We start from the raw sequence: 13,153 nt of genomic DNA, 5'->3' as shown, positions 1-13,153 counted from the left end.
TACTACAAAATATGAATTTTTCAAGGTACTATAGGTACAGGGCACAACTAATTATATAGTTTCGACCCCAACATCATTATATTAAATTCGTAAATGGAGAGGGGCGGGGGTATCGACATTTTTGATAAAATGATCTAAAATATAGAAAGAATGTATTGGAAAACAGTGATAAACAGGACTAAGATGAAAGAAACAGAATTATGAAGGAGGAATAGATATGTCTATCACAGCAGAAACAGCAAAACAGCATGCTCATGATCCTGCAGTACTTTGCTGCAGGGCAGAGGAAGGCATTACAATAGGACCGGAAAATCTGGAAGATCCGGCTATTTTTGATGAGCTGGTTGAAAGCGGCCTTCTGAATCTGGACGGATGCCTTCAGATTCATCAGATCCTTGGCGCAAAACTGATCAAGACATGTGATTCATTGACACCGGTGACAGCAGATGTGATCGATGCCGTTGTCGAGGGCGCGGATGAAGGAGAGGAGCCGGAAAAAGAGGAAGAAGAGCAGGCAGCTCCGGCACCGGAGGTTTCTGTAGAGGGAGCCAGGGTGACTGCAGGAGCAGGCAAGCTTGTGATTTCGATCAAAGAAGGAAAGGATATTTATCTGGAAATTCCATTCTAAGACAGGAAAACAGAACGGGCCGGGAGGATGTGCGGAAAAGGAGAGTCCATTTTCTGCAACATCCTCTTTTTCTATTGCGAAAAATACGTTATACTAGAAACTGTACGATATAGAAACCCTGATGATAAAATAAAACAGACAGAGGTAAGGTTACATGGACGAATACCGCATTAAAGATAGAAAAAAACGGCTTGAGGAAGAAAAAGCCCGGAAAAGGGCATCATCCGGGGCAGGGGAAGCCGGAACAAAAGAAAAGAGAGAAGAAAGACCTGCTATTAATCAGAAGACAGGCGGAAGAAAAAAGAAGAAAAAGGGAGGAATCTTTTCCACAATTATACTCGTTGCCGCAATTATCGTGTTCTGCTTTTCGGGATTCCAGCTGTTCCGGATTTTTTACGGATATCACAAAGGAGATCAGGAGTACGATAACCTGAAGGAGATCGGAATTTCCGCCGATGCGGGAACGGGAGAAGAGAGCACAAGATACACGGTGGATTTCGAGGAGCTCTGGAAAGTCAACGAGGACATCATTGCGTGGATCCGGTTTGATGAGCCGTCCATCATCAGCTATCCGGTTGTGCAGGGAAAAGATAATCAGGAATATCTGGATAAGACCATATCAGGCTATCCGAACACCTATGGCGCGATTTTCCTGAACGTTTCCAATAATAAGGATATGACGGACAAAAACAGTGTCATATACGGGCACAGAATGAACAGTAAATCCATGTTTGGAAAACTGGAGGAATATCAGGATGAGGAATTCTATAGATCCTATCCGTATTTTTACATTTATACACCGGATGGAAAAGAACTGAAATATCAGATCTTTGCAGTAGGAGAGGTTAATGATACATCAGACGCGTATCAGACAGTCTTTGAAAATGACGAGGCATTCCAGTCGTTTCTGGCATTTTCAAAGGAACATTCCTTTTATGATACAGGGGTGGAAGTTCCGTCCAATGCAAAAGTAGTGACACTGTCGACATGTACAAAAGCAAATAATGAAGAACGTCTGATTGTACAGGGATACCAGGTGGAAGTAAACTGACAGGAAAAGAGGGAAGAATATGTCAGAGATCAAGTATGAGGTGGGCGATAAGATCCGGATGAAAAAGAAACATCCGTGTGGCAGTTTTGAGTGGGAGATTCTGCGGGTGGGTGCGGATTTCAGGCTGAAATGCTGCGGCTGCGGACATCAGATCATGATTTCCAGGAAAATCGTGGAAAAAAATACGAAAGAAATTCAAAAAAAGGCTTGAAACTTACGCGGGATAATGTTAAAATAACACACCGTGATATATTATTTATCCTTGTCCCCGGCCGGGGAGCCGGGAGCCAAAAGACCATAAGGAGGTGCAAGTGACATGAACAAATATGAATTAGCTGTTGTTGTCAATGCAAAAATCGAAGACGATGCCAGAACAGATGTAATCGAAAGAGTGAAAGCGTTAATCACACGTTTCGGTGGCAATGTTACTGACGTTGATGAATGGGGTAAGAAAAAACTTGCTTACGAAATTCAGAAGATGAAAGAAGGATATTATTATTTCATCCACTTCGAATCTGATGCAACGACTCCGGGCGAGATCGAACAGAGAATCCGTATTATGGACAACGTGCTCAGATATTTATGCGTGAAACAGGAAGCATAAAGAAGAAAAGAGGAAATATATGAATAAAGTAATTTTAATGGGACGCCTGACAAGAGATCCTGAGGTCCGCTATTCTCAGGGCGGGGAAAACCCGCTGGCCATTGCCCGTTATACACTGGCCGTCGACAGACGGTTCCGGCGTGATGGAGAGCAGACGGCAGACTTTATCAGCTGTGTATCATTCGGAAGAACAGCTGAGTTCGCGGAGAAGTATTTCCGCCAGGGAATGCGTATCACGATCTGTGGACGCATCCAGACAGGAAGCTATACGAACAGAGATGGCGTAAAGGTCTATACGACAGAAGTTGTCGTAGAAGAGCAGGAATTTGCAGAAAGCAAGAGCGCGAGTGAAGCAAATCAGAGCCGTTATCAGGCAAGCCCGGTTCCACCGGCACCGCAGGCACCAAGTGTGGATGCGGGTGATGGATTTATGAACATCCCGGATGGAATTGATGAGGAATTACCATTTAATTAGTATTGGAGGTAAGAACAATGGCTTACGATAAAACAAGCAAACCGGATTCTCAGATGAGAAGAAGACCAGGCCGCAGAAGAAAAAAAGTTTGCGTATTCTGTGGAAAAGAAAACAATGAGATCGATTACAAAGATGTAGCAAAATTAAGAAAATACGTTTCCGAAAGAGGAAAGATTCTTCCGAGAAGAATCACAGGAAACTGCGCAAAGCATCAGAGAGCCCTGACAGTTGCAATCAAGAGAGCAAGACACATCGCTCTTATGCCATACGTTCAGGAATAAGTAGAGATAAGGAAAGATCCCGAAAGCGAAAGCTTTCGGGATTTTTTTGTTTACCAGGAAACTTCGTTCCCTGGTAAACAAAAACGCTCCGCGGGATGCGCACTCGGGCAAAGCTGTTTTCGAAATTATTAAGAAACAAATGTAAAAAATACGACAGAAAAAAGAAATATATATTACGTTATTGTGACAAAGTGAAGTTGGCATTATTTGCAGAAATTGTCGAAAAGTGGAAAATAGTATAGGAATACTCGTAATTGTCGGACAATTAAAAATATACAAAATACATAAAAAACGATTGAAAAAATCGTTAAAATACTTCAAAAATGTACTAAAATAGGTGCAAAGGTTGACAGAAAAAGAAAACTCTGCTATTATTAACACCGTCGCAAGAAGATGTAACAAATTCGTAATATTTGTAATAAACAAAAGCGGCAGAACGTAATATATATTATGTTCGATTGATACAGGGACTGAGAATGAGGAAGACGCAGAAGGAAGTCTGCGGATAATTAAAGGAGGACAAAAATGAAAACATGGAACAGTCATAGAAGACGTCTGGAGAAAGGTGCGGTCGCAGGAGTTCTTTCGGCGGTGATCCTTACAGCGAGCATGAGTGTTCAGGTATTTGCAGCTGATGGAAATTCCGTATTTGCTCCGGAGGAGCCGCAGGGCGCAAAGCTTGTTGTGACAGCGGATGCCGAAACTGCGCAGAATGTTTCACAGAGTTTTCTTACTTATACAGAAACCGCAAAACAGCAGAAAGCAGAAGCGGAAAAACAGGCTGAGGAAGCGAGAAAAGCTGAGGAGGCCAGAAAAGCAGAAGAAGCAAGAAAGGCTGAAGAAGAACGTCAGAAAAAGCTGGCTCAGGAGGCGGACACGACACTTCTGGCTGCGCTGATCTACTGCGAAGCGGGTAACCAGCCGTATGACGGACAGGTAGCAGTAGGAGCTGTTGTAATGAACCGTCTGAAAGCAGGATATGCAAGCACACTGAGAGGAGTTATTTACCAGAGCGGACAGTTCGGACCGGCGATGACAGGAAAGCTTGACCGGGTACTGGCATCCGGAAATATTCCATCATCCTGCCGTCAGGCAGCGGTAGACGCACTTTCAGGCGTCAGCCCGGTAGGAAACGCGCTGCATTTCGGGGACGGAGTAAATGCAGGAATCAAGATTGGAGCACATTGGTTCCACTAGGGGTTAGAAAGAAAAGATAGATTTCAAAAAAGAGTTTCTGATTAGGAAGAAACTCTTTTTTTGCTTTACGGGGAATTGGAAACGGCTTATAATTGTATACAAGCAGCATGGATTTATAAAAATACATGAAATCATGCCGCGGAAAACCTGGTGGGAAAATCGGTGAAAAGCTGATAGATCCATGTTTTACACAAGAAAGAGATAAAAAAATGAAAAAGATTGTTGAAAATATAGATTGTAATTTTATGCAAAAAAGAGTATTATAATGCATAAGGAGTGAAAGAATGAAACCTGTGATCGATTTATCAAAAGAATACGGGCTTGTGCTGGACGGTGGAGGAGCACGAGGCGCATACCAGATTGGGGCGTGGAAGGCACTTCGTGAGGCAGGGGTCCGGATCAGAGGGGTAGCAGGAACTTCCGTAGGCGCACTGAATGGAGCGCTGATCTGTATGGGAGATGTAGGAGAAGCAGAACGTGTCTGGGAAGAAATGACATTTTCAAAAGTCATGGACGTGGATGATAACTGGATGGAGCGTTTCTTTCAGAAAGAAGTTACAGTACGGGAACTCATAAAAGAGCTGATGAGCTGTCTGAAAGACGGCGGAGTTGATGTGACGCCTCTGAAAGAGCTGATTCATCAGGTGCTGGATGAAGAAAAAATCCGGAATGCAGGGATTGATTTTTCCCTTCTCACATTTTCCGTATCAGATATGAAAGAACTAGATCTTACACTGGATCAGATTCCGGAAGGGCTGCTTGCAGATTTTCTTCTGGCAAGCGCCTATCTGCTCGGTTTTAAAAACGAACCGCTTCATGGGAAAACGTATCTGGACGGAGGGGTAATCAATAATGTACCGCTGAATTCGCTTGTGAAACGCGGCTATAAGAACATTATTACCGTGCGGATTTACGGACCGGGGCGGGAGCCTCGGGTACATCTGGATGAGGATACGAAAGTGTATGAGATCGCGCCGAGAGTCAGTCTGGGAAGCATTCTGGAATTTCACGGGAAACGCAGCAGACAGAATCTGAAAATCGGATACTATGATGCGAAACGGGTGATTTACGGGCTGAAAGGCCTGATTTACTACATTGACACAGACAGGACAGAAGAGGACTATCAGCAGATGCTCTCCGGCCTCCGGGAAAAAGAAAAACGGGAAATCAAATTTGTGCTCAAAGTTCCGCTGGGAGCGACAGATGAGACCTTGTATCTGTCCATGCTGGAAGCAAGCGCAAAATATTTCCGGATCCCCAAATATCAGATTTATACAGAAGATGAACTCGCGACACTTGTGCATATGAAATATGAGAAGATGAAAGGAGAACCCGGATTACCGGGATTTATCCATATATTGGCAGGAATCAGGGAGGAGAAGAACATGAATTTAAAAGGAAGAAGCTTTTTAACATTGAAAGATTTCACGCCGGATGAGATCCGTTATCTCGTAAACCTGGCGGCAGTACTGAAGGAAAAAAAGAAAAAAGGAATCCGGGGCCATGCGCTGGAAGGAAAGAATATTGCACTGATTTTCGAAAAACCGTCCACCAGAACAAGATGCGCCTTTACGGTAGCTGCAAATGACGAAGGAGGATTTCCTACCTATTTAAGCGGTAATGAAATTCAGCTCGGACATAAAGAAAGCGTGGAGGATACAGCACGGGTACTCGGAAGAATGTTTGACGGAATCGAATTCCGGGGCTTCCGGCACTCCCACGTAGAACTGCTGGCAAAATACAGTGGAGTCCCGGTATGGAACGGGCTGACCGATGATTACCATCCGACCCAGGTACTCGCCGATCTTCTCACCATCCAGGAACATTTCCAGTACTTTGAAGGCCTGAAATTCGTTTATATCGGCGATGGAAGAAACAATATGGCAAACAGCCTCATGATCGGCTGCGCCAAAGTCGGAATCGACTTCGTGCTGATCGCACCGTCCGAACTGTGGCCGATGCGCTCCCTCGTCCGCACATGCCAGGAATATGCCGACGCCTCCGGATCCACCATCACCATCTCCGATAACACAAACGACGTCGAAGGCGCTGACATCATTTACACGGACGTATGGATCTCCATGGGCGAAGAAGAAAAAACAGACGAAAGAAAAGCACTCCTCCACAAGTACCAGGTTAACAGAAAACTGATGGAAAAGACACAAAAAGACACAACTATATTTATGCACTGTCTGCCAGCGGTCAAAGGATACGAAGTCACAGAAGACGTATTCGAAAGCCCGGCATCCGTCGTATTCGACGAAGCAGAAAACAGACTCCACACCATCAAAGCCGTGATGGTAGCAACACTCGGAGAAGAATAAATATTGAATACGGTGTATATTTTTATCATTGGGGACGGGTTCCGATGCATCGGAACCCGTCCCCAATGAAAATTTTCAGAATCGTTTATGGATTTGCGTTTTGTGAAAGGTGTGTTATAATTCATCAGGAAAGTATCAGATTCAGAGCGGAAGAAAGAATAGTTCTGAGTAAAGGAGTGGCTTGGTTATGCGCGGACAGGAGATTATATCCCGGCTTCGGACGGGATGGATGGGCCGGGAGATCCGGGTTTTGGACGAAGCGGATTCGACGAATCTGAGAGTGAAGGCGGCAGCCGGTGAGGGTGCGAGTGCGGGTCTGGTGATTCTGGCGGAGCAGCAGACGGACGGCCGCGGACGAAGGGGCCGGGCCTGGCAGTCGCCTGCGGGTGAGAATATTTATATGACGGTGCTTCTGCGCCCGGATTTTGAGCCGGATAAGGCGCCGATGCTGACGCTTCTTGCGGCCTGTGCGGCGGCGCGGGCAGTGTACCAGCCCGGCGAGAAGAGGCCTCAGATCAAGTGGCCGAATGACCTGGTTATGGATGGAAAGAAGATCTGCGGGATTCTAACCGAGATGGGGATGAAAGGTGTAAGCACGGAATATGTGATCGTCGGGATCGGAATCAACTGTAATCAGACGGAGTTCCCGGAGGAGATCCGGCAGAAAGCGACTTCGTTGAAATGTGAGTACGGCCATGAGGTCTGCCGGGAAGAGATCGTTGCACGTTTTTTGCAGGAGTTTGAGAGCCTGTACGAAGAGTTCGCAAGAAGAAAGTCGCTGGAGTTTATCCAGGATGAGTATGAGACCCTTCTTGTCAATGAAGGAAAGCGTGTCTGCGTGCTGGAGCCGGGAAAGGAATGGACCGGAGTGGCTGCGGGAATCACGGAGACGGGTGAGCTGATCGTGAAAAAGGACAGCGGGGAGATCTGTGAGATTTCATCCGGGGAAGTGTCTGTCCGCGGCGTGTACGGCTATGTATAGAAAATAAAATGTCAGGAGAAAAGCAGGATGTACGAAGAAAAAGTAGTATTGTGCGGTGCAAATTCATATGAAGAAAAATATTATCTGAATCCGGATTTTGATAATCTTCCGGATCATATCAAGGACGAACTGAAGATTATGTGTGTTCTCTATGTCCACGATGTCGGCGGAATTCTTACGCTTGTATACGAAGAGGATGGTTCCCTTTGCTTTGAAGTTACGTCAGAAGAGGGAGATCCGATGTTTGACGATATCGGAAGCGCCCTGAAAATCAAGGAACTTCAGAGAACAAAGGAGGAGCTGCTTCAGTCACTTCAGCTCTATTACAGAGTCTTCTTCATGGGAGAAGATCTGGAAGAGCAGGAGGATCAGGAAGAAAACGTATGAAAACATTAACCATTGGAAACGTAGAACTGGCAAACCGCTACATTCTGGCGCCGATGGCGGGGGTGACGGATCTTCCCTTCCGCCTTCTGTGCAGGGAAATGGGAGCGGGCCTTCTCTGTATGGAGATGGTCAGCGCGAAAGCTATTTTATATGGAAATAAAAATACGAAAAGCCTTCTGGAAATTCATCCGGAAGAGCCGCCGGTATCGCTGCAGCTTTTTGGATCGGATCCGGATATCATGAGTGAAATCGCAAAGAGGATCGAGGAGCTTCCGTTTGCGTTTCTGGACATCAATATGGGATGCCCGGTGCCGAAAATTGTGAAGAACGGGGAGGGCTCCGCTTTGATGCAGAACCCGAAACTGGTGCATGAGATTGTATCGAAAGTCTCCCGGGCTATTAAAAAGCCGCTGACGGTGAAAATCCGGAAGGGCTTTGATGATGACCATGTCAACGCAGTAGAAATCGCGAAAATCATCGAAGATGCCGGTGGCGCCGCAGTGGCTGTGCACGGACGGACGAGGGAACAGTATTATTCCGGACATGCGGACTGGGAGATTATCCGCAAAGTGAAAGAGGCGGTATCCATTCCGGTAATTGGAAACGGCGACGTGGCTTCCGGGAAAGATGCCGAGAGAATGTTTCAGGAGACCGGCTGCGACGGCATCATGATCGGTCGTGCCGCCCAGGGAAATCCGTGGATCTTCCGCGATCTGATTACTTACGAGGAGACGGGAGAAGAGCCGGCAAAGCGGACGGCGGATGAGGTGCGGGAGATGATGCTGCGCCATGCGAAGCTTCAGATCCGGTACAAAGGAGACTACACGGCAATCCGGGAAATGCGGAAGCATGTGGCGTGGTATACATCCGGATTTCCGAATTCCGCAAAACTGCGGGATGAGATCAATCATGCCGAAAGTTATGAGGAACTGGAAGCGCTTTTAAATGACCGTCTGTAGGGCCTGGAAACGCCTGGGAAATAGTGAGGAAAGTGCAAGGAATCCCGCAGAAATCTTGACATGCCGGGATGCGTTATGTATAATATTGAAATTACGGAAGTAGAATATTCCATACCATTTTTGCAGCAGATCCGGCTGCGTACTAGTTCATTTATGTAAGGAAGGTAAACAAGATGGAAGAAAAGAAAACAATATTGACTTATGCGGGCTTGAAAGCTTTGGAAGATGAACTTGAAAATTTAAGGGTCGTAAAGCGGAAAGAAGTTGCCGAGAAGATCAAAGAGGCAAGAGAGCAGGGCGACTTGTCAGAGAACGCAGAATACGATGCAGCAAAAGATGAACAAAGAGATATTGAAGCCCGGATCGATGAACTCGAAAAAATCCTCAAAAATGTTGAGGTTGTTGTAGAAGAAGAAGTAGATCTGGAAAAAATCAACGTTGGATGTACGGTACTGGTACATGACGACGAATTTGATGAAGAGATTGAATTTAAAATCGTAGGTTCCACAGAGGCAAACAGCCTTCAGGGCAAAATTTCCAACGAGTCTCCGGTAGGCCAGGCTCTGATGGGAAAAAAGGTCGGAGATATTGTAGATGTTGAGACACCGGCCGGAAATATCAGATATACAGTATTAAAGATTGAACGTTCTATTTAACCGTATCGTACGGGAGAACATATCTGTCTGACAGAAAAAAGGAGTGAAAAAAGTGGCAGGACAGCAGAAGAATGCGCAGGATCAGGATCTGAATCAGCTTAGAAAGGTGCGCCGTGAGAAACTGGCGGAGCTTCAGGCAAGAGGAGAGGACCCGTTTCTGATTACAAAATATGATGTGACACATCACAGCCAGGAAATCAAGGATCATTTTGAGGAACTGGAAAATAAAGAAGTTTCCGTAGCGGGACGTATCATGCAGAAACGTGTGATGGGAAAAGCGTCCTTCTGCAACATTCAGGATCTGGAAGGAAACATCCAGTCTTACGTTGCGAGAGACAATATCGGTGAAGACCACTATAAAGATTTTAAGAAGTTTGATATCGGTGATATCGTAGGAATCAGGGGAACTGTCTTTAAGACAAAGACAGGAGAGATCTCGATTCACGCAGAAAGTGTACAGCTGCTTTCAAAGAGTCTGCAGGTGCTTCCGGAGAAATTCCACGGCCTGACAGATACAGATACAAGATACAGACAGAGATATGTGGATCTGATCATGAACCGCGAGGTAAAAGATACATTTATCAAACGTTCCAAAATTTTGAGCAGTATCCGGAAATACCTGGATTCTCAGGGATTCCTGGAAGTTGAGACTCCAATGCTTGTGGCAAACGCAGGCGGAGCAGCAGCAAGACCGTTTGAGACACATTTCAACGCACTGGACGAAGACTTCAAGCTTCGTATTTCTCTGGAGCTTTATCTGAAACGTCTGATCGTCGGCGGAATGGAACGTGTTTATGAGATCGGACGAGTATTCCGGAATGAGGGTCTGGACACCCGCCATAATCCGGAGTTTACTCTGATGGAGCTCTATCAGGCATACACCGATTATAACGGTATGATGGATCTGACAGAGAACCTGTACCGCCATGTGGCACAGGATGTACTTGGAACAACAAAGATCGTTTACAACGGAGTTGAGATGGATCTCGGCAAGCCGTTTGAGCGTATCACCATGGTAGACGCCGTTAAGAAATACGCAGGCGTAGACTGGAACGAAGTAAAAACATTAAAGCAGGCAAGAGAGCTTGCAAAAGAACATCATGTAGAATATGAGGAGCGCCATAAGAAAGGTGACATCCTCTCCCTCTTCTTCGAAGAATTCGCAGAAGAGCACCTGATCCAGCCGACTTTTGTCATGGATCACCCGATTGAAATTTCACCGCTCACAAAGAAGAAACCGGGAAATCCGGAATACGTAGAGCGTTTTGAGTTCTTTATGAACGGCTGGGAGATGGCAAATGCCTACTCCGAGCTGAATGACCCGATCGATCAGAGAGAGCGGTTCAAAGCACAGGAAGAGCTTCTGGCACAGGGAGATGAAGAGGCCAACACAACAGACGAAGATTTCCTCAACGCACTGGAAATCGGTATGCCTCCGACAGGCGGTATCGGATTTGGAATCGACAGAATGTGTATGCTTCTCACCAATTCCGCAGCCATCCGTGATGTATTGCTCTTCCCGACGATGAAGCCTTTGGACAAAAATTCCACAATATATAGCGTCTGACGAAACGGGACGACACAAGATGTAGTAAAAAGGGCTTACAACTACAACTTTTCTACAACTTTTGCTTGAAATCAGACGGCATCAGACGGGCCAAAATGAAGGGCAAATCCGTGTTTTTTATGCGGATTTGCCCTTTTTTGCAATTTTCACATTAGCACCAAATTACCCTTGATTGCCTCTGCTTTTTCCCTCATGTTTTCTTGCGTAATATGCGTATAAATATCCATAGTTGTGGAAAAATCAGCGTGGCCCATCACCTGCTGGATAAACTTGATATCGTTCGTGCTTTCGCAGAGCCGCGTGCAGAATGTGTGTCTCATGTTATGTACGCTAAAATGCGGCAGCAGTTCCGGCTCACGATCTTCCAGTTCAGCCTGATCCATTTCTTCGGCGTTGTAGGCGATGGAGATACGCTGGATGGCCCGATTGATATTATGGGCACTGAGAAAGTAACCTTCCCGATTCCTAAAAAGGAAACCGTGATACCCATTCATCACAAGGTCTTCTGGATAGAGGGTGTCCATGACTTCAATCAATGTGCGGAGCTGTTCAGCAACCTGCGGATACAGGATAGGGATGGTGCGGGTGCCGCTGGCCGTTTTAGGGGTGGTGATATGAAAACCTGCTTTCCCATCGATCACACGATAGATCAAGTTGTGATTGACAGAGATGGTGTTGTTCTCCAGGTCCACATCATTTTTAGTTAAGCCAGTACATTCCGCAACACGCATTCCCGTACCGAGCAGCACGACCATGACAGGCAGCCAGTGGCTATACATCGGTGACTTGGAAATGAACCGAAGGAAGTTCTTCTGCTGTGTCATAGTCAGCGCGATTCTTTTCTTCGGGGGCGCCCCGGCTCCCTCTGTTTTGAGAGAGCGGTAGACGCCTTTGCTTGGATTTTTTCGGATGTAGTCATCATCGACCGCCAATTCAAGCGTGGGGTGAATCAGGTTATTGATGCTTTCCAAGGAATTGATCGCAAAGCCTTTTTTCAAAAGCTTCGTGTAAAATGTCAGGATGTCGCTCTTTCGGATGTTGGGCAGGGGAATGTTGGCAAACGGCTCATCCTTCACATAGTTGCTCCAAAGATATTCGTAATTCGCCCGTGTAGAAGCCTTTAACTGGATTTTCGTATCCATGAGGACTTTGAACATATCATTTAGGGTGATTTTCATAGCCTCCTGGGTGCGAATACCGTCTTCGCTGTCACGGTTGAGAACTTTTTCTTTGGCCCGCAGGCTGGCAAGGTCAAAATCATAAATGTACTTTTTCTTCTTACCCAGCTTATAGACAAACATATAGCTGCCGTCTGAGCGTTGTGTTTCTCCTGGCCGCAGGTTGCGGCCTTTGTTGTCTTTTCTAACTTTTGGCATAGGCTGATACCTCCCGATGTTTTGTGTGTTGCTGCGCCCGGAATGGGCAAGGTTCTGTTAGCATGAGATCTCGTACAAATATTCCTTCACTCGCTGAACGCTCCAAAGGACACGAGAATTCATGGTGATGCGGGCGTGGGCCAGGTCGCCGATCTGAACGGCCGTATGCCGCCCGCAGTCGAGCAGTTTGCAAAGCGATTCCGTATCGACCGCCAAGCACTGATCCGGTGAAAGGTCATTGGGTTTTCTTTTTTCCATAATTGCCCTCCTTTATTTGCAATTACATATATCCCCTACGATTTGTAGTGGAAGGTTTTCAACAAAAACAATGAAGTCATTCAAATTCATCGGGAAGTGTAGGGTCTCTTCCAAAGGCCATTTCCTGCGCCGGGGCTTTCCGCCGCGTATTGCCAGGGCCCGCTGTGCGGTATTTCAATCGTGGGCGGGCTCCATGTGGTCATCGCACACTGTCCGCGATCCCTGTATAACTCCAATGGAAAAGGTTATGGGGCTTGTCAAGGTACAAAAAGAGCGTGCAGACCGGCTACGGAGTCCCATGCCATGTCTGTACGCCCTATATATAGGAGATGGCGGCCAAATTTCTGCAAATCCTGTGCCTTTTGATGAGTTTTTTTGAGCAATGCCATTTTCAGCAACAGAAAGATA

15 protein-coding genes and 1 pseudogene are annotated in these 13,153 nt (G+C 46.2%); 14 read left to right on the top strand and 2 right to left on the bottom strand.

Features of this window, described 5'->3' with window-relative positions:
* Positions 1–217 precede the first annotated feature (217 nt).
* The 14 genes and pseudogenes from FGQ85_RS08480 (at position 218) to lysS (ending at position 11,111) form a co-directional block, all read left to right on the top strand.
* Positions 218–628, top strand: coding sequence for a sugar transporter (locus FGQ85_RS08480; protein WP_087169176.1), 411 nt, complete (start codon positions 218–220; stop codon positions 626–628).
* A gap of 154 nt (positions 629–782) precedes the next feature.
* Positions 783–1,679 (top strand): class B sortase, encoded by an 897-nt coding sequence (gene srtB, locus FGQ85_RS08475; RefSeq protein WP_138373214.1) that lies wholly within the window; start codon positions 783–785, stop codon positions 1,677–1,679.
* A gap of 19 nt (positions 1,680–1,698) precedes the next feature.
* Positions 1,699–1,890: a DUF951 domain-containing protein gene (locus FGQ85_RS08470; protein ID WP_087169178.1), complete on the top strand. Its 192-nt coding sequence runs from the start codon at positions 1,699–1,701 to the stop codon at positions 1,888–1,890.
* Positions 1,891–1,995: 105 nt separating this feature from the next.
* The gene (gene rpsF / locus FGQ85_RS08465) at positions 1,996–2,283 is read left to right on the top strand and encodes a 30S ribosomal protein S6 (RefSeq protein ID WP_087169179.1); all 288 of its coding nucleotides are present in this window, start codon (positions 1,996–1,998) and stop codon (positions 2,281–2,283) included.
* 19 nt (positions 2,284–2,302) lie between these two features.
* Positions 2,303–2,758 carry a single-stranded DNA-binding protein gene (gene ssb / locus FGQ85_RS08460; protein ID WP_087169180.1) on the top strand — a complete coding sequence of 152 codons (456 nt, stop codon included), beginning with the start codon at positions 2,303–2,305 and terminating at the stop codon, positions 2,756–2,758.
* 17 nt (positions 2,759–2,775) lie between these two features.
* Positions 2,776–3,039 (top strand): 30S ribosomal protein S18, encoded by a 264-nt coding sequence (gene rpsR / locus FGQ85_RS08455; RefSeq protein ID WP_048620576.1) that lies wholly within the window; start codon positions 2,776–2,778, stop codon positions 3,037–3,039.
* Between the two features lie 525 nt (positions 3,040–3,564).
* Complete coding sequence (locus FGQ85_RS08450; protein ID WP_242959022.1) at positions 3,565–4,236, top strand: cell wall hydrolase; 672 nt, start codon at positions 3,565–3,567, stop codon at positions 4,234–4,236.
* A gap of 284 nt (positions 4,237–4,520) precedes the next feature.
* Positions 4,521–5,096: pseudogene (locus FGQ85_RS19170) on the top strand (patatin-like phospholipase family protein); the annotation flags it as partial.
* A gap of 525 nt (positions 5,097–5,621) precedes the next feature.
* Positions 5,622–6,560, top strand: coding sequence for an ornithine carbamoyltransferase (argF, locus tag FGQ85_RS19165; protein ID WP_330680231.1), 939 nt, complete (start codon positions 5,622–5,624; stop codon positions 6,558–6,560).
* A 187-nt stretch (positions 6,561–6,747) separates the two neighbouring features.
* Positions 6,748–7,542, top strand: coding sequence for a biotin--[acetyl-CoA-carboxylase] ligase (locus FGQ85_RS08440; RefSeq protein WP_138373213.1), 795 nt, complete (start codon positions 6,748–6,750; stop codon positions 7,540–7,542).
* A gap of 27 nt (positions 7,543–7,569) precedes the next feature.
* A complete protein-coding gene (locus tag FGQ85_RS08435) occupies positions 7,570–7,929 on the top strand; it encodes a DUF6145 family protein (protein ID WP_087169183.1) in 360 nt (119 codons plus the stop codon).
* Positions 7,926–8,888 (top strand): tRNA dihydrouridine synthase DusB, encoded by a 963-nt coding sequence (gene dusB / locus FGQ85_RS08430; RefSeq protein WP_138373212.1) that lies wholly within the window; start codon positions 7,926–7,928, stop codon positions 8,886–8,888. Before FGQ85_RS08435 ends, dusB begins: the two co-directional genes overlap by 4 nt.
* Before the next feature lie 173 nt (positions 8,889–9,061).
* Positions 9,062–9,544 (top strand): transcription elongation factor GreA, encoded by a 483-nt coding sequence (gene greA, locus FGQ85_RS08425; RefSeq protein ID WP_118636986.1) that lies wholly within the window; start codon positions 9,062–9,064, stop codon positions 9,542–9,544.
* Between the two features lie 52 nt (positions 9,545–9,596).
* The gene (gene lysS / locus FGQ85_RS08420) at positions 9,597–11,111 is read left to right on the top strand and encodes a lysine--tRNA ligase (RefSeq protein ID WP_138373211.1); all 1,515 of its coding nucleotides are present in this window, start codon (positions 9,597–9,599) and stop codon (positions 11,109–11,111) included.
* A 146-nt stretch (positions 11,112–11,257) separates the two neighbouring features.
* On the opposite strand, the gene FGQ85_RS08415 is transcribed toward lysS, so the two are convergent.
* Together FGQ85_RS08415 and FGQ85_RS08410 are read right to left on the bottom strand one after the other, a co-directional pair.
* Positions 11,258–12,487: a site-specific integrase gene (locus tag FGQ85_RS08415; RefSeq protein ID WP_058963807.1), complete on the bottom strand. Its 1,230-nt coding sequence runs from the start codon at positions 12,485–12,487 to the stop codon at positions 11,258–11,260.
* A gap of 57 nt (positions 12,488–12,544) precedes the next feature.
* A complete protein-coding gene (locus tag FGQ85_RS08410; protein WP_006573960.1) occupies positions 12,545–12,745 on the bottom strand; it encodes a hypothetical protein in 201 nt (66 codons plus the stop codon).
* Positions 12,746–13,153: the final 408 nt, after the last annotated feature.

The sequence above is a fragment of the Pseudoflavonifractor sp. BSD2780061688st1 E11 genome, assembly GCF_005844125.1.
Classification (GTDB): domain Bacteria; phylum Bacillota; class Clostridia; order Lachnospirales; family Lachnospiraceae; genus Sellimonas; species Sellimonas catena.
Note: the sequence above shows the minus strand (reverse complement) of the source record. Positions and strands in the feature narration are given on the sequence as shown.